The organism is Wohlfahrtiimonas chitiniclastica, from assembly GCF_002252325.1.
Taxonomy (GTDB): domain Bacteria; phylum Pseudomonadota; class Gammaproteobacteria; order Cardiobacteriales; family Wohlfahrtiimonadaceae; genus Wohlfahrtiimonas; species Wohlfahrtiimonas chitiniclastica.
In genome coordinates this window covers 696,362-716,016 of the sequence record NZ_NEFL01000001.1, presented here as the reverse complement: position 1 = coordinate 716,016, position 19,655 = coordinate 696,362, and the positions used below count along the sequence as shown (strand labels likewise).

Sequence of the window (19,655 nt, the reverse complement as noted above, 5' to 3'; positions counted from 1 at the left end):
CTGCTAAGATAGCGACTTTGCTTAACGTTAGATGTAATTAAATATGGACTTTCCTAAACATTTTGGTGTAATTGTAGTCGGTGGCGGACACGCTGGGACAGAAGCTGCGATGGCTTCTGCAAGATTGGGCGTGCCAACCTTATTGTTAACACATAATATTGAGACCATTGGGCAGATGAGCTGTAACCCTGCCATTGGCGGTATTGGGAAAGGGCAGATCGTTAAAGAGATCGATGCGCTTGGCGGTGTGATGGCAAAAGCCACGGATCTTGGCGGCATTCAGTTCCGTATTTTAAATGCATCTAAAGGGCCTGCGGTGCGTTCATCACGTGCGCAAGCTGACCGTGCCTTGTATCGCGCGGCGATTCGCAGCTTTGTAGAAAATCAAGAAAATCTCTACATTTTCCAACAAGCGGCAGATGACTTCCTCATTGATGGGGATAAAATCGTAGGTGTTGTCACACAATCGGGCATCCGTTTTCATGGTCATTGTGTGGTATTAACAGCCGGTACCTTCTTGTCTGGTCTCATTCATGTGGGCATGAATAATTATGAAGGTGGCCGCATGGGCGATCCACCCTCAAACACATTGGCGCAAAAACTGCGTGAATTGCCCTTAAACATTCATCGCTTAAAAACAGGGACGCCACCACGCATTGATGGTCGCACCATTGATTTTTCTGGCATGGAAGAACAAAAGGGCGATGATCCTGTGCCATATTTTTCTTATTTGCGTGAAGAGTTGCCGCATCCGCGCCAAATCTCTTGCTGGACAACCTATACCAATGAACGCACCCACGACATCATTCGTGGCGGTTTAGATCGCTCGCCAATGTATGCCGGTGTGATTGAAGGGATTGGCCCGCGTTATTGTCCATCGGTGGAAGATAAGATCATGCGCTTTGCGGATAAAGATCGCCACCATGTGTTTTTAGAGCCTGAAGGCTTATCCACTTATGAATATTATCCAAATGGCATTTCCACGAGTTTACCCTTTGATGTGCAAATTAATTTAGTGCACAGCATTCCTGGGCTTGAAAATGCCCACATCACGCGACCGGGTTATGCCATTGAGTATGATTTCTTTGATCCGCGTGATTTGAAATTCACCCTAGAAACCAAAGCCATTAAAAACTTATACTTTGCAGGGCAAATCAACGGGACAACGGGTTATGAAGAGGCTGCAGCACAAGGGCTCATTGCAGGTTTAAATGCTGGTCGCAATTACTTAGGGAAAGATGAATGGTATCCGATGCGCCATGAATCCTACATTGGCGTGATGCTGGATGATTTGATCACGCAAGGCGTGCAAGAACCGTATCGCATGTTCACATCGCGCTCAGAATATCGTTTGATTTTGCGTGAAGACAATGCTGATGAACGCTTAACGCCGATTGGTTACGAGTTAGGTTTAGTGGGCGAAGATCAATGGCAGCGCTTTGTGCGTAAAAATGAAGATCGCGCGGTGGCAGAAAATCGCTTAAATGATTGGATGGTGGTGCAAGATTCAGAGCAAGGCCAAGCATTGCAGGCGCAAACTTCTGTGGTGATGCCGCACAACATGCGTGCGATTACCTTATTAAAACGCCCGGAAGTGACGTTTGAAGCCTTAGAAGCTTTACCAAATGCCCCAGAGTTTAGCGACATTTCTCGCATTGCCATTGAAGATGTGGTGATTCAAACAAAATATGAAGGCTACATTAAGCGCGGCATCGAAGAGATTGCCCGCAATAAGAAATTTGAGGAAGCAAAACTACCAGACAATGTTGATTATGCAGCCATCAAAGGTTTATCGCGTGAGCAGTGCGAAAAATTGACGCGTCAGCAGCCTGAAACCATCGGGCAAGCCTCGCGCATTCAAGGCGTGACACCGGCTGCGATTTCTCTGTTATTGGTACTATTGCGTAAAGGGCTCATTCCGACAATTAAGGAATAATATGAATAAATATTTGAAATATGGTTGGGTGGCAGTGCTGTTGGTGATTCCTGTCTTTTTGAACTTTTCAAAGACAGAGCGAGATGTGTTCACCACGGTGTCATCCTCATCATTAAATGGCGTAAAATCAGAGATGAAGCAAGATCCTGAGTTGTTAAAAACGATGGATAACAATGGCTTTACCCTCTACGATTATGCGGTGCTCAATGATGATCCGAAGGTGCAAAAGTGGTTATTGTCCCAAAAAGTGGGCTCTGGCGTCTCTAAAGAGATGATTGAGCGCATTCGTTTGTGGTTTTTACTGCTTGGCATTCCTGTCAATTCAACCAATTTCAATTTAAAAGGCACTTATGATAAAGGGCTAGAAGAGGCGATTTTAAGTTATCAAACCACCCGTGGGCTTGAGAAAAATCCTAAAATTACGCCCGATTGGTATGCCCATTTAGAAGAAGAGGGCATTCGTCTGTTGCAAGAATTGTTGTTTGAGCCAAACTCAGAAAACATTACGGGCACATGGAACAGTGCATCGAGTCGAGCTTTGAAGGCCTTTCAAACAGAATCTAAATTACCGGTGACGGGTCATTTATCCATTGCGGACATTGTGGCGATTAAGCGGGCATTTGCAGGCAACATTGCTGAAGGTGATGCGTTGAAAAAAGCGCAAATTGATGACACCGCCTCTGTGCAGCTTGTGGAATATCGTGATGATGTCAAAGCATCTTCAAAAAATGCGCCCGATGTGAAAGTGGTGCTGCCAAACCCGGAAGTGGCGATTGAAGCACCGATTGAGGAAAAAGAAATTGTAGAGACGGTGGTGGAGAAAGCAGCAAAATCTGAGCCCACCATTGAAGAGCCTTTAACGGCGGGCTTTTTGATCGATAGCCATGCCAAAGAAGGTAAGCTCTTAAACTTACAAGTGTGGCTAACGCTTGCAGGTTTTCCGGCAGGAACGCTTGATGGGCAAATGGGGCCATCTACGCGTCAAGCCATTAAAGAGTATCAAACCTCCATTGGGCAAAAGCCCACAGGCAGCTTAGATGCGAAATGGGAATCTCCATTAGAGAAAAACATTTGGAAAAAGGTACAAGAGAAGTTAAAACAGCTTAAATTGTATGATCAAGACATCGATGGCATTCCGGGTGCAAGTACGGTCAATGCATTGAAATCTTATGAAGAGAGCGTCAATTTGTCTCCGAAAGGTCAGTTGTTACCAGAAACATTGAGTACCCTCTTTAACGAAGGGCAAATGTTCAATGATGGCTCAATGGATGATGTGCCCATCGAGGCGGACAACACCGAAGAAGATGGCATCATTGAAGAAGAGGGCGATGACGAAGGCCCAGTCGATGAAGCAGAACCGGTGGTGGAAGAAGAAACCGCAACGATCGTGGAAGAGACACCTGTGGGCGTCGGTTTGCCAGGTTTCAATCCAAAAGGCACTGAAGAGTCATTAAAATTACAGTTGATGCTTGCCATGCTTGGCCTTTATAAAGAAGAAGTAGATGGTGAGTACAACAATGCATTGATCGAAGGGATCAAAGCATTCCAGAAAGAGAAAAAATTGGGTGTGGATGGCAAAATTGGCCGCAATACCAGTGCAGCGCTTAATGCTGCAGTGATCACGCGCCTACAAACCTATTTCATAGATAAGGGCTTGATGACGGATGCGCCTACGGGCACCCTTGGACCGAAAACCCGCAACATCGTCAAAACATTGCGTGAGCAACACAAATTGCCAGTCAATAAAGAGCCGCAAGAATTAGACATTGGTATTTTATTGATTGTGCTTGGGGATTTGAACAATGCCAATTATGTGAAAACATATGTGAAAGTGCTCAAAGAGCAAGAGGCATTGATTGAACAAACCAAGAAAGTGCAAGAGTACTTGATTGCGCTGGGACATTTTAATGGTAAAGTCGATGGTTTGCAGGGTAAAGCCACCAATACTGCCATTGAAAAGTTTAAAAAAGAGCAGAAGTTACCTGTCAATGACAAACTGACGCCAGAGTTAATGAAAGCGCTTGAAAAAGAGACGTTAAAAACCATTCAGTCGCAGTTGGTCAAATTAGGTTATAAACTCAAGCCAGATGGCATGATGGGGCCGGCCACGAAAAAAACCATTGAAACCTTCCAAAAGCGTTACAGCTACAAAGTGACAGGGGAAGGGAGTCTTGAGACCCTCAATCAAGTCAATACGCGTGTTGCTGCCAATAATCGACGTGCACCCCCTGCCGCTGCACCGGCACAGAAAGCTGCGCCAGATACGGCTGTGGTGCGTGGTGTGATGCCTAAAATGGGGGCAAAAGGGGCGCAGACGGAGCGCATATTGACAGCACCACCACAAGCCATTGTTGGGCGCATGACCATGATTTATAACAGTAAAGGTGCACTCTCGGGTTGTAAGGTTAATAACATCAGTATTTCTGCTGCAATGTGTGGCGGGGCGCGCAATAATCAGCAATGCCGCATTGTGTATCGTAAAGGGCGTGTATTGTCCGTATCGTGTCGCGGTTAGTGAAAGACTGCATGAAAAAGCCCTCTTTTTGAGGGCTTTTTTGACATACATTGAATCTACAATGTAGTGCGTCGAATCCTGGGAAGAATGGTTTGATTCGTGTTAGAATGTCGCCCTTAAGTTTTGATGAGGAGTTTATTATGGATCAGTTGCCAAAATTGAGATGGCGTGCTCGTCGTGGTATGCGTGAAATGGATCGTTTATTTGATCATTACCTTGATCATCATTATGCAGATGCACCTGCTGAAGAAAAAGCGATGTTCAGTGCATTACTTGAAATGCAGGACCCTGAATTATTTGATCTCCTCCTCCTTAAAGCACCACCTCAATCGCCTGAGCAAGAAGCATTAATCAGAAAAATAAATCCACACCTCAGTTAGGATAAGTTTTTGCTCTATCGATAAAATAATTCTTTTCATCGGGAATTATTGTATAATTTGTATTCAATTTTCGGATGCTGGCAGAAGATGTTTTCTTGACATCTTCTGAAAATCCGCTAGTATTCATTGCCTTTTTATTAGACACTTCAGGAGTGACATCGTGAATGAATGGTTCGAGCTCACGCTAAAATCTGGTCAATACTCACCAGATCAATTAGATGAGGCGCTTATAACTGCCGGTGCGATCGCTGTAACGTACAGTGATGCAGAAGATCATCCAGTATTAGAACCATTACCAGGTGAAACCCCGTTATGGCCAGAGACCTTGGTGACAGGCTTGTTTGAAAAGCCTTGTGATGAAAAAGAGATTTTTGCTTGTGTTGCATCTGTGTTAGCCACAGAGATCAACGCATTGCCAGTGGCTCGTGAAAATCACCTAGAAAATACCGATTGGGAACGCTCATGGATGGATCATTATCATCCCATGAAGTTTGGCGAAAACTTATGGATTTGCCCAACCCATTTAGATCCCCCTGAGCCAGAATGTGCAACCGTGATGCTTGACCCAGGTTTAGCTTTTGGCACGGGCACGCATCCATCAACAGCCCTTTGCTTAACGTGGCTTTCTAACCATAAAGATCAAGTCAATGGCCACACGGCTGTGGATTATGGCTGCGGCTCTGGTGTGTTAGGAATTGCAGCGCGTATGCTTGGCGCCGTGCGTTGTGATGCCACAGACATCGACCCACAAGCCATTAAAGCCACCCATGACAATGCTGCACGTAACGACATCGACATTCACTGCGTGTTGTCAAAAGATTTCTCAGCAGAGCCAGTTGATTTAGTGATGGCAAACATTTTGGCTTTGCCCTTAACGGCATTGGCAGAAAAATTAGCATCTTTAACAAAACCTCAAGGCAACATCATTTTAGCGGGCATTTTATTGTCTGACGTACAAATGATCAAAGATGCCTATGCACCGTGGTTTGATTTTGTTGAGCCCTTTAACACCATTGATGGTTGGGCGTTGGTACACGGAATCAAACGCGCATGAAAATTGGCGAGCTGACGTTAACTCAGCCCTACATTATGGCGCCGATGGCCGGCATTACAGACCTTCCTTTTCGTAAATTGTGCCGCGCACAAGGGGCAGGTTTGGCCGTGTCTGAAATGGTCAATGCGCAAGAAAACCTTTGGGACACCGACAAAAGTAAAAATCGTGTGGTGACCGAAGGAGAATCCTTGCCCATTTCCATTCAGATTTTAGGGGTTGAGCCCGAAGATATGGCCAATGCGGCGCGTTATAATGTTGGTTTAGGTGCGAACATCATCGACATCAATATGGGGTGTCCTGCGAAAAAAGTGTGTAAGAAAGCCGCAGGTTCTGCCTTGATGCGTGATGAAACTTTGGTGACAGAGATTTTAACTGCGGTGGTCAATGCGGTGGATGTCCCGGTCACTTTAAAGATTCGCACCGGCTGGGATCGTGAGAATAAAAATGCCCTCAACATCGCACGCATTGCCGAGCGCGTGGGCATTCAAGCGCTGACGATTCATGGCCGCACCCGCCAAGATGGTTTTTCAGGGGATGCTGAATATGAAACCATTGCCCACATTAAATCCCAAATTTCCATTCCGGTGATCGCCAATGGCGACATCACCAGTGTTGAAAAAGCCCGTTATGTGCTCAAAGCAACCGGTGCCGATGCTTTAATGATTGGTCGCGGTGCTTTTGGTAATCCGTGGATTTTTCGCTCCCTAGTGGAGGATCAAGAATATCGACCCTCTCATGATGAGATATTTGAGGTGATCAATACGCACCTCAATGGTCTATATGAACTTTATGGCGACGAGAAAGGTGTTCGAGTCGCACGTAAACATCTTCTATGGTATTCATCTTGGTTTGACAATGCGAAAGATTGGCGAACCACTTTAATGTCTGCGCGTAGCAGGGATGAACAACACCATATTTTGACATCGTTAATCAACAATCAACCGATTGCAAGCGTAATTTAGTTTTTAGGAGTAACAAAGAATGATCGCACAACGCAGAATCAAAAGTCATATCCCTTTGCGTGAATCTGTGAAAACCGCATTGAATGAAATTTCTCTGCAGTTAGATGGCAAATATCCACCTAACTTATATCGTTTAGTTTTATCAGAAGTTGAGCGTCCATTGTTTGAAAAAGTTTTAGAGTACACCAACGGTAATCAGTCTAAGGCTTCAGAGATTTTAGGCATCACACGCTCGACATTGAAAAAGAAATTGGATTATTATGACATCGACGCCAAGTCAATTGGCTAGTTCATCAATCCAAGGAATTTAACATGTCATTTGATAAAATCATCGAGAAGAACAGAGCTTGGGCGGCACGTATCAAAGAAGAATCCCCCGGATTTTTTGAGTCGCTTGTGGATCAGCAAGCCCCAGAATATTTGTGGATTGGCTGTTCTGATTCGCGCGTGCCTGCAAACCAAATTGCAGGGATTGGCCCAGGTGAAGTATTTGTCCATCGCAACATTGCCAATGTTGTGGTGCACAGCGACTTTAACTGTTTATCGGTGTTGCAATTTGCCATTGATGTTTTAAAAGTCAAACATGTGATGGTGGTGGGTCATTATGGTTGCTCGGGCGTGAAAGCTGCGCTCATGGGCAATCGTATTGGCTTGGCCGATAACTGGTTGCTGCATGTGCGCAATGTGTATGAAGATCACTCTTTGTACTTGTGTGATGATTTTCCATCCCGTGCGGATCGTTTATGTGAGCTCAATGCCATTGAGCAAGCGTATAATGTGACGCAAACCACAATTGTACAAGATGCTTGGGCACGCGGTCAGCGTTGCACTGTGCATGCGTGCATTTATGGTTTAGCCGATGGCTTCTTGCATGATTTGAATTTCCATGTCAGCCGTCCTGATCAAGTCAAAGAGGCTTATCAGCATGCGGCAACATTGATTCATGCGAAATGTTTATAACTTTAGAAAGGGTATGTAATGAAGGCAAATGAGATTAAAAGACACACAGTGATCGCTCATAACGGTCTTTACTATGTGGTCAGAGAAGTGGAGAAGTCAGCGCCAACTGCGCGCGGTGGCAATACCACTTACCGTATTCAGATGTTCTCCATCCCAGATGGACATAAAGTCGATTTGTCTTTGCGAGCAGATGATGATTTAGAGAGCGTTGATTTAAGCAAACGTGAAGCCACTTTCTCCTATATGGATGGGGAAGATTATGTCTTCATGGATGTGGAAAATTACACGCAATATGTATTAAGTAGCAAAATTGTGGCTGACATGAAAGGTTACATCATCGAAGGTGTTGAAGGTTATTATGTCTCTTTGATTGATGATCAACCAATTGCATTGTCACCGCCTCAAAGCATTGTGCTTGAAATTGTGGACACCGCGCCTGAGTTAAAAGGCGGCAGTGCCACAAAACGCACCAAGCCTGCGCGTTTATCCACGGGTATTGATGTACAAGTGCCGGATTATATTGAAAACGGTACCAAAATCCGTGTCAATACAGAAACAGGTGAGTTCATGGGGCGCGAATAAGCATTCCCATCTCAATAAAAAAACCTCAATCATTGATTGAGGTTTTTTTTATATCGATCGCTAAAGATTCATTATTTTTGATCTTCGCCCTCTTTGAGCTAACGATAATAGTCATTGTCCGCCGCAATGGCAAAGGCGATGCCCAATTTTCTAAAGCCCAAAGTTTTTTCCATATAGTCAGCAGATCTGCCACGGAAAGTGTCAACTTCTTTGACTTTATTGACGAGGGTGAGTGTATCTTTAATCAAGGCGGCGGCCATACCAAGGATCCATAACTTTTTTCTCTGGGCCCCAGCATTCAGTATTTTTTAGCCCTTTGATGGAGGAAGCTTTGAATACAGGATCTTTGCCCTCTTTGAGCTGACGATAATAGTCATTACCCACCGCAATGGCAATTCTACTGAGCATCATGATGATGATTAAGTTTAAAATGGTCATCAAGCCCATGAAGACATCGGCTAGGTTCCATGCCAATTCCATTTGCATGAGCGCGCCACACATCACCATCGCAAGCACCACTAAGCGATAGATCAATAAGGCTGTTTTGTTACCATTGATGAACTCAATATTCGTTTCACCATAGTAATAGTTACCGATGATGGAGCTAAAAGCAAAGAACATCACAGCGATGGCCACAAAATATTGTGCCCATGAGCCCATTTGTAACGCCAATGAGTTTTGGGTTAAGACAACGCCGCCCATGCCAGGTTCTACATTGGTGTATAAGCCAGACAATAAAATGATGAAGGCGGTGGCTGAACACACCATGATAGTGTCAAAAAATACACCTAAACTTTGCACCAAGCCTTGCTTAGCTGGGTGAGAAACGTTGGCTGCTGCCGCAGCATTTGGCACAGAGCCCATGCCCGCTTCATTAGAGAATAAACCACGGCGCACGCCTTGCATGATGGCCACACCAATGCCGCCGCCCACAACTTCTTTTAAACCAAAGGCATTGCTGATGATGAGCATGAACATCTCAGGCACTTTTGTGATGTTGGTGAAAAGCACATACATCGCCAAACCAATGTAAAATACTGCCATAATGGGCACAATCACCTGTGTGAAGTTCACAATGCGTTTGACGCCACCAAAGATGATGATGGCGGTTAAAATCACCAACACCACACCAATTTGTACATTCGTAAAGCCAAAAGCAGAGGCAAAGGAGTGCGCAATGGTGTTTGATTGTACAGAGTTAAAGATAAAGCCGAAAGTGACGGCTAATAAGATGGCAAAGGCGATGCCCAATTTTCTAAAGCCCAACGCTTTTTCCATATAGTAAGCAGGGCCGCCACGGAAAGTGTCACCATCTTTGACTTTATAGACTTGGGCGAGTGTACTTTCAATGAAGGCGGTTGCCATACCAATGATGGCGATGATCCACATCCAAAACACAGCACCTGGGCCGCCAATGGCAATCGCTAACGCCACGCCTGCAATGTTGCCTGTACCAACGCGGCTTGCCGCACTGATGGTGAAGGCTTGGAAGGCAGAAACGCCGTCAGATCCTGGGTTTTTCTCCACAGTGACTTTTAACATTTGCTTAAATAAGCGGATTTGCACAAAACGTGTGCGGATCGAAAAGTAAACCCCTAAACCCAATAAACCGATGATTAAAATATAAGACCAAATAAAATTATTAAAAGGTCCCGTTATCCAATTGATGATTTCCATAGATGATCCTAATTTTGTTATAACGCGGGATAACTATACAACAGGTAAGCGATATTTTTTATAGATTTCTTTAATTGTGTGTAACGATTCAGCACTCGGGGCTGAAGTCTCATTTAAGGTGTAGGTTAAATTAAGGGCTTGCCATTTATGCGCGCCTAAATTATGAAAGGGCAGAATTTCCACCCGCTCAATGAGATTGTGTCCATGCAATGCGATGCTTTGCGCTTTTAATTCATGTAAAAAACGGGCATGATTCTCAACGTCTGTTAAATCATCCGTCAGCCCTGGCACAATTACATAACGAATCCACATCGGTTTATGCATGCGCACTAAACGATGGGCAAAATCTAAGGTGGGTTGTAAGGGTTGGGAGGTGAGGGCGAGATATTTATCGGGATCAATGTGCTTAATGTCCAGCATCACAAGATCAATGTGGTCAAACCATGCATCATCTAAGTGACTGGCTAAAAATCCTTGTGTATCTAAAGCGATGTGTAGTCCATATTGTTCTTTGACACGATAAGCAATCTCCCCAATGAAATGAGCTTGCATCATCGGCTCGCCCCCTGAGAAGGTGACGCCGCCTGCAAATTTTAAAAAGCGTGCATATTTACCAATCTCTTTGACCATTTCATCCACAGTGCGAAGTTTGCCATTGTGAAGCTTCCAAGTGTCCGGATTGTGGCAATATAGGCAGCGAAATTGACAGCCCGATGTAAAGAGCACAAAACGGACGCCAGGACCATCGACGGCGGCACCTGTTTCCACAGAGTGCACAAAGCCAGAGAGCTGATTGTCATGGTTGATGATGGCAGGTGCGATGACGCCAAGCGGTTTACGAATGGGGTCAAAGTCTAATTCATCAATCGATTCAATGGGAATGGTGGGAATGTGTTTGTGCGCGTGGCTCATAATGACCTCATAACGCAAATAGGGCATACCGAAATATGCCCCACAATTGCGCAATAATCGTTAGGCTTTTACATGGAAAGTACGGTTAATGACATCCATTTGTTGCTCTTTGGTGAGCTTAATGAAGTTCACGGCATAGCCTGAAACACGCACCGTTAATTGCGGATATTTTTCAGGATGGTTCATGGCATCAATCAAAGTGTCACGGTTAAAGACATTCACATTGATGTGAAAACCATTCGCACCGCAATAACCATCTAAACAATTAGAAAGATTATTGACGCGATCGGCCAACGTATTGCCAAGGGCGCCTGGCGTTGCGGATGCAGTCCAGCTGATGCCATCTAATGCGGCATCATAGGGCAATTTTGCCACAGAAGCACCTGCCGCCACAAAGCCTGACACATCACGACCATTCATGGGATTTGCACCTGGTGCAAAGGGTTCGCCATCACGGCGGCCATCGGGTGTATTGCCGGTTTTTTTACCGTACACAACATTCGATGTGATGGTTAAAATGGATTGAGTCGGCGTTGCATTGCGGTAAGTGGGCTGTGCCTTGACTTTATTCATGAAGGATTCTGTCAATGCCACAGCAATGTCATCAACGCGCTCATCATTGTTACCAAAGGCAGGATAATCGCCTTCAATGGTAAAGTCGATGGCAATGCCCGCTTCATTACGAATCGGTGTCACTTTGGCAAATTTAATGGCGGATAATGAGTCTGCGGCCACAGATAAACCGGCGATGCCGCATGCCATCGTCCGGATCACATCACGATCATGAAGTGCCATTTCAATGCGCTCATAAGCGTATTTATCATGGGAATAATGGATGGCATTGAGGGCTTTGACATAGGTTTGTGCGAGCCAATCGAGCATTTTGTCATACAGCGGCATCACTTCATCATACGTGAGCACATCGCTGGTGATTTTCTCAAAGTTTGGCACCACCAATTGACCGGTTTTTTCATCCACGCCGCCATTGATGGCATAGAGCAGGGCTTTAGCTAAGTTCGCACGTGCACCAAAAAATTGCATCTGTTTGCCGATCGCCATCGCAGAAACGCAGCAGGCAATGCCATAATCATCGCCCCAATGTGGACGCATCAAATCATCAGACTCATATTGAATGGCGCTCGTTTCAATGGACACTTTAGAACAGAAATCTTTAAAGCCTTTAGGCAATTGCGTGGACCATAGCACTGTTAAGTTTGGCTCAGGCGCTGGCCCTAAGTTGTATAACGTATGTAGGAATCTAAAACTATTTTTAGTGACTAAAGTTCTGCCATCTAGCCCCATACCACCAATGGATTCCGTCACCCATGTTGGATCGCCAGAGAAGAGTTGATTGTAATCTTCTGTGCGTAAAAAACGGATGATGCGTAATTTGATCACCAAGTCATCAATGAGCTCTTGGGCTTCCACTTCTGTCAATGTGCCTTCTTTAAAGTCGCGCTCAATGTAGATGTCTAAGAAGGTGGAGACGCGTCCAAAGGACATGGCAGCACCATTTTGCTCTTTTGTGGCGGCAAGGTAACCAAAATAGGTCCACTGAATGGCTTCAATGGCATTGTCCGCAGGGCGGCTGATGTCAAAACCGTAGGAAAGCGCCATCATTTTTAATTCATTGAGGGCACGCAGTTGCTCAGACATCTCTTCACGTAAGCGAAGGGTATCTTCGGTAAAATCCCAATCATCGGTTTCGGCTTTTTCTGCCTCTTTTGCACGAATCAAATAATCCACGCCATACAATGCCACGCGGCGATAATCACCAATGATGCGTCCGCGACCATAGGCATCGGGTAAACCTGTAATGACGCCTGAAGAGCGACACGCGCGAATCATTGGGTTATAAATATCAAATGTCGCTTGGTTATGATCTTTGCGATAATGAGTGTAGATGTCCTGAATTTCAGGATTAATGGTGCGATTGATCTCTTCTAACGAGTTCACCACTAAGCGAAAGCCACTGTTTGGGAAGATCGCGCGTTTTAAGGGCGCATCGGTTTGTACGCCCACAATTTTTTCTAAATCACGGTTGATGTAACCAGGATTAAAGGCATCAATGCGCGAGCCGACATCATCGGCCACATCTAAAACGCCACCTACGGCATCACGCTCTTTAGAAAGTAGGACAGAGAGCTCTTTCCAAAGTTGTTCGGTGCGTGGTGTTGGGCCTTGCAAGAAGGCGTCATCGCCTTCAAACGGCGTGTAGTTGTGTTGAATGAAGTCACGCACATTGACAGCATCTTGCCAATCAGTGCCTTTAAAGTCACGCCAAGCGTGTTGAAAATTCATCGTATTCATAACAAACTCCCGGATCGAATGATTAAAAGAGTAATGCTGCTTGATGGTTCTATTATATATCGACTGTGTTAATTTATGTTTATTTTATGGGCTAAATCTGGTGTGAAAAGCCTTGATGTTTGATGTCAATCAAGGCTTTGTGTGTAAAGTAATGAAAATTTAAGGCGCACCAAGGAATGTTGGGATCGCCCAGCGAAGCGCATAAAATGCGGCCATAAAAATCACAAAGTTAAAGAGGAACAGTAACATCGCAGATGAGTGTTTGTGCAACACTTTCACTAAAATGAAGGCTGTGGTGACAAAATGACTGATCACAATGAATAGCCAGGTGGTGAGTACAATCATAAAGCCGTAGTTGAATTTTAAATCCAATAAATTGCCTGGCAATTGTTCTAAACGGATGGAGGCAATCATGGTGAATAGACAGAACAATAGCGCGCTGATACCTTGAGCGATGGCAATGCGTCTAAAGGAAGGGTGCTCTGTGTATAAGTTATAACTCAGTAAAACAAGGATCACCGGCACAAATGAAATGGGGAAGAGCAGCGAGGGCGAAGAGACTGAAAAGGCAAAAATCACCAACGCAAGCCAACCAATGATGCAAAGGAAAATGTTTGGGCGGTTAGGTAGGGTATCACTCATGTCTATTCCTTATAGAATGTGTAGAAAATGATGGTATCTTCTTTGATTATAGCATTAATCAGGCAATAAAGATTACTTTTGAAATGCGTCATAACTGTATATAATGCGGACATTTTTCGCATCATCTTCCCCATTCTATAAGTAGAGTTCTATGTCCTCATCAACCCATGCCGTCAGTGAACGGTCACTGTTTTCCATCAGCTGGCCGATCTTTATCGATATCTTTTTGCACTTAGTCACTTTATTGATCAACACGTGGATGATCAGTCATGTCTCCATTCAAATGGTGGCAGCGACTGCTGCGAGCAATCAATTTTTTGAAACCAGCGTTGCCATTTTAAATTTTATTGGCGTTGGGTGCAGCATCGTGGTGGCGCAATATTTAGGGGCAGGGGATCGTGAAACCACGCGTAAAGCCATCCATTTGTCCATCACCTTAAATTTAATGCTGGGCTTTGTCACCTTTTTGGCCATTTGGTTCTTTGGGCGTGATTTATTGGTTGTGATGAACACGCCAGAGAACATTTTAGGCATGGCGTATGACTATTTTCACATCATCGGCATCTGTTTGATTTTTGAAGCGGTGGCGATCATTTTAGCCTCTTGCTTACGTGTGTATGGTTACTCAAAAGCGCCGATGTATGTGTCTCTCATCATGAACATTGTGACGGTGGTGGGGAATATCTTTGTGCTTTATGGCGTGTTTGGTTTTCCGCCGCTTGGGCTCTCTGGCGTGGCAGGTTCAACATTGCTCGGGCGCATTGTGGGCGTTGCGCTGCTCTTTTATCTCTTATTTTTTGGCATCAAAGTGCGTTTAGAATGGCGCATGTTCTTTCAGTTCCACAAAAAGATTTTACAACAGATTTTAAAAATCGGCTTGCCATCGGCAGGGGAAAATCTTTCATGGACGGCACAAATGCTCGTGATGCTCGCCTTTGTGGGCAAAATGGGGGAAGATGCATTGGCGGCACACAACATCTATTTGCAGCTCTCTTATATGTTGATGCTTTTTGCCTTAGCCATTGGGATTGGCAATGAAATTTTAGTGGGGCATTTGGTGGGGGCGTCTAACTTTAACGCAGCCTCTGCCCGCACATGGAAAAGTTTACGCACAGGCATGCTCGTGACCTTTGCGGTGGTTGTGGTGTTTTACTTTGCCCGTTATTTAGTGGTGGACAGCTTTACGGAGGATCCGATCATCAAAGAGCTGTTATTGCCGCTCTTCTTACTCTCGATTTTGTTAGAGCCAGGGCGCACACAAAACATTGTGATGGTCAATGCACTGCGCGCAACGGGGGATGCACGATTCCCATTTTATGCCGCGTTGGTTTTTATGTGGGGCATTGCCATTCCCGTGGGGTATTATTTTGGCTTTGTGTTAGAAATGGGGCTCATCGGCATTTGGATCGGCTTTTTGTGCGATGAATGGATTCGCGGGCTTGTCAATGCATGGCGCTGGAAATCCCGTAAATGGGAAACAAAGCGCCTGAACATCGAGCATTAATTAAAGGCTGGCCTTTAATTTTGGCAAGAGCTCATCCCAATTCAATGGGCTCTTGACCATTTCATCATCAACTTTAATGACCGGGATGAACCAGCCTAATTGTTCCACTAAATTGTTGTCATGGGCAATGTCGATGAACTCATAAGGAATGTGATGTTCATCCAAAATTTCCATCGCCGTTTCGCATAAATGACAATCGCTGGTGCCGTACAGCAAAATGGGTGAATTTGTTATATTTTCTAGCATTTGTGATTGATCTCGTATGAATGAATCTGTTTTTCTTACAATAACACAAAAAAATCACAAAATGCTGCAATAATTTTATTCACCGATGCTCGGCGATTGTGGGCAAAAAGTTGAGACCAATTTGACCCAATAAGCGGCCACGATCGGTAAAATGTCATCATTAAAATCATAATGGGGATTGTGGAGTGAGCAACTGTGCGCCCCTGTTGTGCCATTGCCCACAAATAAATAGCAGCCCGGGCGTGCTTCTAACATAAAGGCAAAATCCTCACTGGCAAGCATAGGCGGGCAGTGATCAATCACAGCGTGATCCCCAAAGAGATCACGCGCCACATCTTCTGCCAAGCGCGTTTCCGCTTCAGTGTTGATTAAAACAGGCACATCCTTTTGATAATCCACTGTCGCAGTTGCGCCATAGCTTTGTGCTTGTAAGGTGGCAATCGTTTTGATGCGCTCGGCCACTTGTGTTTGCACCGCTTGATTCAAAGTGCGCACCGTCAGTTTAATCACCGCATTATTCGGAATGATGTTTGTCGCTGTGCCTGCATGAATCGATCCCACAGAGATGACAGCAGTGTCTAAGGGATTGAGATTGCGGGCAACAATGGTTTGCAGCGCCATGACAATCGAGGATGCCACCACAATCGGATCAATGCTTAAATGAGGGAGTGCACCGTGCCCACCTTTGCCTGTGATGGTAATGGTGACGGCATCGGCAGAGGACATCGCCGGTCCATGACAAAAACCAAAGTGCCCAGCAGGATAATTTGGGATGTTGTGAAATCCAAAGATGGCATCACAGGGAAAGGCCTTAAATAAACCTTCTTGCATCATTCGTGGCGCGCCACCTAAACCCTCTTCTGCCGGTTGAAACACAAGGTTCACTGTCCCTTGAAAAGGACGATGCTCTGCCAAATAACGGGCTGCGGTAAGCATACTCGCTGTGTGTCCATCATGCCCACAGGCATGCATTTTACCTGTGTGTTTGCTTTGATAAGGGAGATCATTGTGCTCTTGAAGGGGTAAGGCATCCATGTCTGCGCGTAAAGCAATGGTCGGCCCTTCGCCATTTTTCAGTTGCCCAACCACACCGGTTTTAGCAAGCCCGCGGTGGACAGTATAGCCCCATTGTGTCAATCGTTCGGCCACAAGATCACTGGTTAAATGCTCCTCATAACCGATTTCAGGATATTGATGAAGATGGTGACGAATGGCGATCATCTCATCTTTGAGGGCATCGATGCCGGCGAATAATTCAGCGTTGTCCATGGGCGCTCCGAAATAAAAGGTGATGTGTCTTCGAACATAGCACGCTTTGATTTGAAAAAAAACCTTCCGTGAAGGAAGGTTTATCATTAGAGTTGATCGGAGAGTTCATAAAGCAGCAGCAGTGCTTCTCTTGGCGTCAGTCGATCAACATTTGTGGCTTTAAGCTTAGCTACAACAGGATGTTCTTCTGCCATAAATAGGGGTAATTGCTCTGTGGGCGCGGGTGCAATGTTAGGCGTTTTAAGTGTTTCGATCGGTTGGCTTTGTGTGGCATGGGCAAAGGAGTGCTCAAGCTCTTGCAATTTCTCTTTTGCCATGGCGATCACATCTTGAGGGATGCCCGCAAGTGCAGCGACTTGTAAACCATAACTTTTAGAAGCAGCGCCTTTTTTCACGGCATGCATGAAGATGATCTCATCTTTATATTCCACTGCATCTAAATGCAGATTCACAATTTGTGGATAGAGGTTTTCAAGCTCCGTCATTTCAAAATAGTGGGTGGCGAAAATCGTGAGGGCATTTAAACGGGTGGCCAAATACACCGCGGCGCTCCATGCTAAGGATAAACCATCAAGGGTTGACGTGCCGCGCCCAACCTCATCCATCAACACTAAGCTTTTTTCTGTGGCGTAATGCAAAATGGTGGCGGTTTCGAGCATCTCCACCATAAAAGTCGATTGCCCAGAGGAGAGATCATCTTGCGCACCAATGCGGGTAAATATGCGATCCACAGGTCCAAGGGTGGCAGCTTTTGCCGGGACGAAAGAGCCAATATAAGCCAAAAGTGTGATCAATGCTGTTTGGCGCATATAAGTGGATTTACCGCCCATGTTCGGCCCTGTGACGATTTGCATGCGCAGCTCAGGTGAGAGCGTCGTATCATTGGCAATAAAAGGGTGCGTGATGGTGGATTCCACAATCGGATGACGCCCTTCGGTAATATGGATGCCAACGGCCGGTGTAAATTGTGGACGACTCCAATTGAGGCTGTTTTTAAGGTTGGCAAAGTTTGCAAAAATGTCCACATGGGCGAGGGCATCGCTCAGTAAACGAAGGCGCGTCACTTCAGGAATGATTTGTTCAAGGAGCTGATCCCACAGTTGCTTTTCTAGGGCAAGGGCATTTTCTTTAGCATGCAGGATTTTATTTTCAAACTGTTTTAATTCTGGTGTGATGTAGCGCTCAACGCCTTTTAAAGTTTGGCGACGCACGTATTGAGGTGGCATTTTGTCAGCATATTGGCTTGGCACTTCAATGTAATAACCATGCACGCGGTTATAACCGACTTTTAAATGGGTGATGCCAGTGGTTCGTTTTTGTGCCTCTTCAAGCTCGAGTAGATAATTTTTGCCTTCATGATTGAGGTTTAAGAGCTCATCAAGCGCGGCATCATAGCCCATGCGAATGACGCCACCATCGCGAATCAATACGGGCGGTTCATCGACAATCGCGCGGCTGATGAGATCAAGGAGTTCAGGCATGGGCACTAAATCCGCTTGCCACAATGGGGCAATGGTTGCGATGGCATCATTGTGGGCAATGTGATCACATAACGTGGGCAATGCCGTTAAACTCTGCTTTAACTGAATCAAATCACGCGGGCGCGCAGTTTTGAGGGCAATGCGTGTGGCGAGGCGCTCGATGTCTGCCATCTGTTTTAACAGTGGGCTTAACACTTCACACAAAGGCTCGATGGCTTCGATGAGATCAAGGCGCTCGTTCAATGTATTGTGATCACGCAATGGGCGATTGAGCCAGCGAGATAATAAACGTGAGCCCATCGGCGTTTGGCAATGGTCAATGAGGGCGCGCAATGTGTGTTCGGTGCCACCGCTTAATGTGCGTTCAATTTCTAGGTTTTTACGGGTTGTTGTATCTAAAATCAACGCATCATGGATGTGTTCGATGTGCAGTGTTGTGATGTGATTAAGCTCGCTATTTTGAGTCTCTTTTGCATACGTTAAGAGCGCACCGGCTGCCATGATGGGCAATGCATCATCCGTGAGCCCCACACCTTGCAAAGATGCCAATTTAAAGTGTTGACGCAGTTTTTCACTGTTGCGTGATAAATCAAAGTGCCAAGCAGGATAGGGCTGCGTGATGGCAATTTTAGCAATTGCATCGGGTAGGGTTAAATCTTCAGGCACAATGATTTCAGAGGGTTGAATGCGAATGAGCTCAGAGAGTAATTCAGACTCTGTTAAAGGATCGGTGAGCTTAAAGCGTGCACTTGAAAGATCTAGCCATGATAGTAGCCATTGCCCTTGATGGCAGGTGAGGGCAGCCACTTGATTGTCACGCTTGGTGTCTAAAAGATATTCATCGGTGAGTGTTCCGGGCGTAATGACGCGCACCACTTCACGTTTCACAGGGCCTTTAGCCTGCACTTCGCCCACTTGCTCACAAATGGCGATCGATTCCCCAAGACGCACAAGTTTGGCTAAATAACTTTCTGCCGCATGGTAGGGAATGCCTGCCATGGGAATGGGCTCACCAGCAGATTGCCCACGTGCAGTTAAGGTGATGTCTAGCAACTTTGCTGCCCGTTTTGCATCCTCATAAAACAGCTCATAAAAATCCCCCATGCGGTAAAACACCAACATATGAGGATAATCAGACTTAATGCCAAAATATTGTTGCATCATTGGCGTGTGGGCAGAGGCTGAAGCGGTAACCATGTGACTATGAAATCTCCGATTTTGGGTT

At 45.4% G+C, this 19,655-nt stretch carries 17 protein-coding genes; 9 read left to right on the top strand and 8 right to left on the bottom strand.

Annotation, left to right across the window (positions count from 1 at the left end; translation table 11 throughout):
- The first annotated feature begins 43 nt into the window (after nt 1-43).
- From mnmG to efpL, 8 genes are all read left to right on the top strand, one after another.
- Nucleotides 44-1,936 carry a tRNA uridine-5-carboxymethylaminomethyl(34) synthesis enzyme MnmG gene (gene mnmG, locus B9T10_RS03320; RefSeq protein ID WP_018121892.1) on the top strand — a complete coding sequence of 631 codons (1,893 nt, stop codon included), beginning with the start codon at nt 44-46 and terminating at the stop codon, nt 1,934-1,936.
- A 1-nt stretch (nt 1,937) separates the two neighbouring features.
- Nucleotides 1,938-4,451, top strand: coding sequence for a peptidoglycan-binding domain-containing protein (locus B9T10_RS03315; protein WP_094537786.1), 2,514 nt, complete (start codon nt 1,938-1,940; stop codon nt 4,449-4,451).
- Nucleotides 4,452-4,591: 140 nt separating this feature from the next.
- Entirely contained in the window at nt 4,592-4,831 is a 240-nt protein-coding gene (locus B9T10_RS03310; RefSeq protein ID WP_008315067.1) for an FAD assembly factor SdhE, read from the top strand.
- 160 nt (nt 4,832-4,991) lie between these two features.
- Nucleotides 4,992-5,885, top strand: coding sequence for a 50S ribosomal protein L11 methyltransferase (prmA, locus tag B9T10_RS03305; protein WP_063503628.1), 894 nt, complete (start codon nt 4,992-4,994; stop codon nt 5,883-5,885).
- Nucleotides 5,882-6,847 carry a tRNA dihydrouridine synthase DusB gene (gene dusB / locus B9T10_RS03300; RefSeq protein WP_008315065.1) on the top strand — a complete coding sequence of 322 codons (966 nt, stop codon included), beginning with the start codon at nt 5,882-5,884 and terminating at the stop codon, nt 6,845-6,847. The genes prmA and dusB overlap by 4 nt, the downstream gene beginning before the upstream one ends.
- Nucleotides 6,848-6,866: 19 nt before the next feature.
- A complete protein-coding gene (locus tag B9T10_RS03295) occupies nt 6,867-7,136 on the top strand; it encodes a helix-turn-helix domain-containing protein (RefSeq protein WP_008315064.1) in 270 nt (89 codons plus the stop codon).
- Between the two features lie 23 nt (nt 7,137-7,159).
- Nucleotides 7,160-7,807, top strand: coding sequence for a carbonate dehydratase (gene can, locus B9T10_RS03290; RefSeq protein WP_008315061.1), 648 nt, complete (start codon nt 7,160-7,162; stop codon nt 7,805-7,807).
- An 18-nt stretch (nt 7,808-7,825) separates the two neighbouring features.
- Nucleotides 7,826-8,389, top strand: coding sequence for an elongation factor P-like protein EfpL (gene efpL, locus B9T10_RS03285; RefSeq protein ID WP_008315060.1), 564 nt, complete (start codon nt 7,826-7,828; stop codon nt 8,387-8,389).
- A gap of 98 nt (nt 8,390-8,487) precedes the next feature.
- Here the strand turns inward: efpL and B9T10_RS10125 are convergent, their stop codons facing one another.
- From B9T10_RS10125 to B9T10_RS03265, 5 genes are all read right to left on the bottom strand, one after another.
- On the bottom strand, nt 8,488-8,649 hold the full coding sequence (locus tag B9T10_RS10125) for an alanine:cation symporter family protein (RefSeq protein ID WP_143695665.1): 162 nt from the start codon (nt 8,647-8,649) through the stop codon (nt 8,488-8,490).
- Nucleotides 8,630-10,066 carry an alanine/glycine:cation symporter family protein gene (locus B9T10_RS03280; RefSeq protein ID WP_094537785.1) on the bottom strand — a complete coding sequence of 479 codons (1,437 nt, stop codon included), beginning with the start codon at nt 10,064-10,066 and terminating at the stop codon, nt 8,630-8,632. Before B9T10_RS03280 ends, B9T10_RS10125 begins: the two co-directional genes overlap by 20 nt.
- A gap of 33 nt (nt 10,067-10,099) precedes the next feature.
- Nucleotides 10,100-10,978, bottom strand: coding sequence for a pyruvate formate-lyase-activating protein (gene pflA / locus B9T10_RS03275; protein WP_094537784.1), 879 nt, complete (start codon nt 10,976-10,978; stop codon nt 10,100-10,102).
- A gap of 60 nt (nt 10,979-11,038) precedes the next feature.
- Complete coding sequence (pflB, locus tag B9T10_RS03270) at nt 11,039-13,279, bottom strand: formate C-acetyltransferase (RefSeq protein ID WP_094491296.1); 2,241 nt, start codon at nt 13,277-13,279, stop codon at nt 11,039-11,041.
- Between the two features lie 168 nt (nt 13,280-13,447).
- A complete protein-coding gene (locus B9T10_RS03265) occupies nt 13,448-13,930 on the bottom strand; it encodes a hypothetical protein (protein WP_063455043.1) in 483 nt (160 codons plus the stop codon).
- A 151-nt stretch (nt 13,931-14,081) separates the two neighbouring features.
- Here B9T10_RS03265 and B9T10_RS03260 point away from each other — a divergent pair, with 151 nt between their 5' ends.
- Nucleotides 14,082-15,434 (top strand): MATE family efflux transporter, encoded by a 1,353-nt coding sequence (locus B9T10_RS03260; RefSeq protein WP_094537783.1) that lies wholly within the window; start codon nt 14,082-14,084, stop codon nt 15,432-15,434.
- Here the strand turns inward: B9T10_RS03260 and B9T10_RS03255 are convergent, their stop codons facing one another.
- The 3 genes from B9T10_RS03255 to mutS form a co-directional block, all read right to left on the bottom strand.
- Nucleotides 15,435-15,680, bottom strand: a complete 246-nt coding sequence (locus B9T10_RS03255) for a glutaredoxin family protein (protein ID WP_081600415.1) — start codon at nt 15,678-15,680, stop codon at nt 15,435-15,437.
- A 75-nt stretch (nt 15,681-15,755) separates the two neighbouring features.
- Complete coding sequence (locus B9T10_RS03250; RefSeq protein ID WP_094537782.1) at nt 15,756-16,949, bottom strand: M20 aminoacylase family protein; 1,194 nt, start codon at nt 16,947-16,949, stop codon at nt 15,756-15,758.
- A gap of 86 nt (nt 16,950-17,035) precedes the next feature.
- Nucleotides 17,036-19,627 carry a DNA mismatch repair protein MutS gene (gene mutS / locus B9T10_RS03245; RefSeq protein WP_094537781.1) on the bottom strand — a complete coding sequence of 864 codons (2,592 nt, stop codon included), beginning with the start codon at nt 19,625-19,627 and terminating at the stop codon, nt 17,036-17,038.
- Nucleotides 19,628-19,655: the final 28 nt, after the last annotated feature.

What these genes read in the sequence shown, in the direction of transcription:
- mnmG (WP_018121892.1), top strand. Translation starts at nt 44, where the DNA reads ATGGACTTTCCTAAACATTTTGGTGTAATTGTAGTCGGTGGCGGACAC.
- B9T10_RS03315 (WP_094537786.1), top strand. Translation starts at nt 1,938, where the DNA reads ATGAATAAATATTTGAAATATGGTTGGGTGGCAGTGCTGTTGGTGATT.
- B9T10_RS03310 (WP_008315067.1), top strand. Translation starts at nt 4,592, where the DNA reads ATGGATCAGTTGCCAAAATTGAGATGGCGTGCTCGTCGTGGTATGCGT.
- dusB (WP_008315065.1), top strand. Translation starts at nt 5,882, where the DNA reads ATGAAAATTGGCGAGCTGACGTTAACTCAGCCCTACATTATGGCGCCG.
- B9T10_RS03295 (WP_008315064.1), top strand. Translation starts at nt 6,867, where the DNA reads ATGATCGCACAACGCAGAATCAAAAGTCATATCCCTTTGCGTGAATCT.
- can (WP_008315061.1), top strand. Translation starts at nt 7,160, where the DNA reads ATGTCATTTGATAAAATCATCGAGAAGAACAGAGCTTGGGCGGCACGT.
- efpL (WP_008315060.1), top strand. Translation starts at nt 7,826, where the DNA reads ATGAAGGCAAATGAGATTAAAAGACACACAGTGATCGCTCATAACGGT.
- B9T10_RS10125 (WP_143695665.1), bottom strand. Translation starts at nt 8,649, where the DNA reads ATGGCCGCCGCCTTGATTAAAGATACACTCACCCTCGTCAATAAAGTC.
- B9T10_RS03280 (WP_094537785.1), bottom strand. Translation starts at nt 10,066, where the DNA reads ATGGAAATCATCAATTGGATAACGGGACCTTTTAATAATTTTATTTGG.
- pflA (WP_094537784.1), bottom strand. Translation starts at nt 10,978, where the DNA reads ATGAGCCACGCGCACAAACACATTCCCACCATTCCCATTGAATCGATT.
- pflB (WP_094491296.1), bottom strand. Translation starts at nt 13,279, where the DNA reads ATGAATTTTCAACACGCTTGGCGTGACTTTAAAGGCACTGATTGGCAA.
- B9T10_RS03265 (WP_063455043.1), bottom strand. Translation starts at nt 13,930, where the DNA reads ATGAGTGATACCCTACCTAACCGCCCAAACATTTTCCTTTGCATCATT.
- B9T10_RS03260 (WP_094537783.1), top strand. Translation starts at nt 14,082, where the DNA reads ATGTCCTCATCAACCCATGCCGTCAGTGAACGGTCACTGTTTTCCATC.
- B9T10_RS03255 (WP_081600415.1), bottom strand. Translation starts at nt 15,680, where the DNA reads ATGCTAGAAAATATAACAAATTCACCCATTTTGCTGTACGGCACCAGC.
- B9T10_RS03250 (WP_094537782.1), bottom strand. Translation starts at nt 16,949, where the DNA reads ATGGACAACGCTGAATTATTCGCCGGCATCGATGCCCTCAAAGATGAG.
- mutS (WP_094537781.1), bottom strand. Translation starts at nt 19,627, where the DNA reads ATGGTTACCGCTTCAGCCTCTGCCCACACGCCAATGATGCAACAATAT.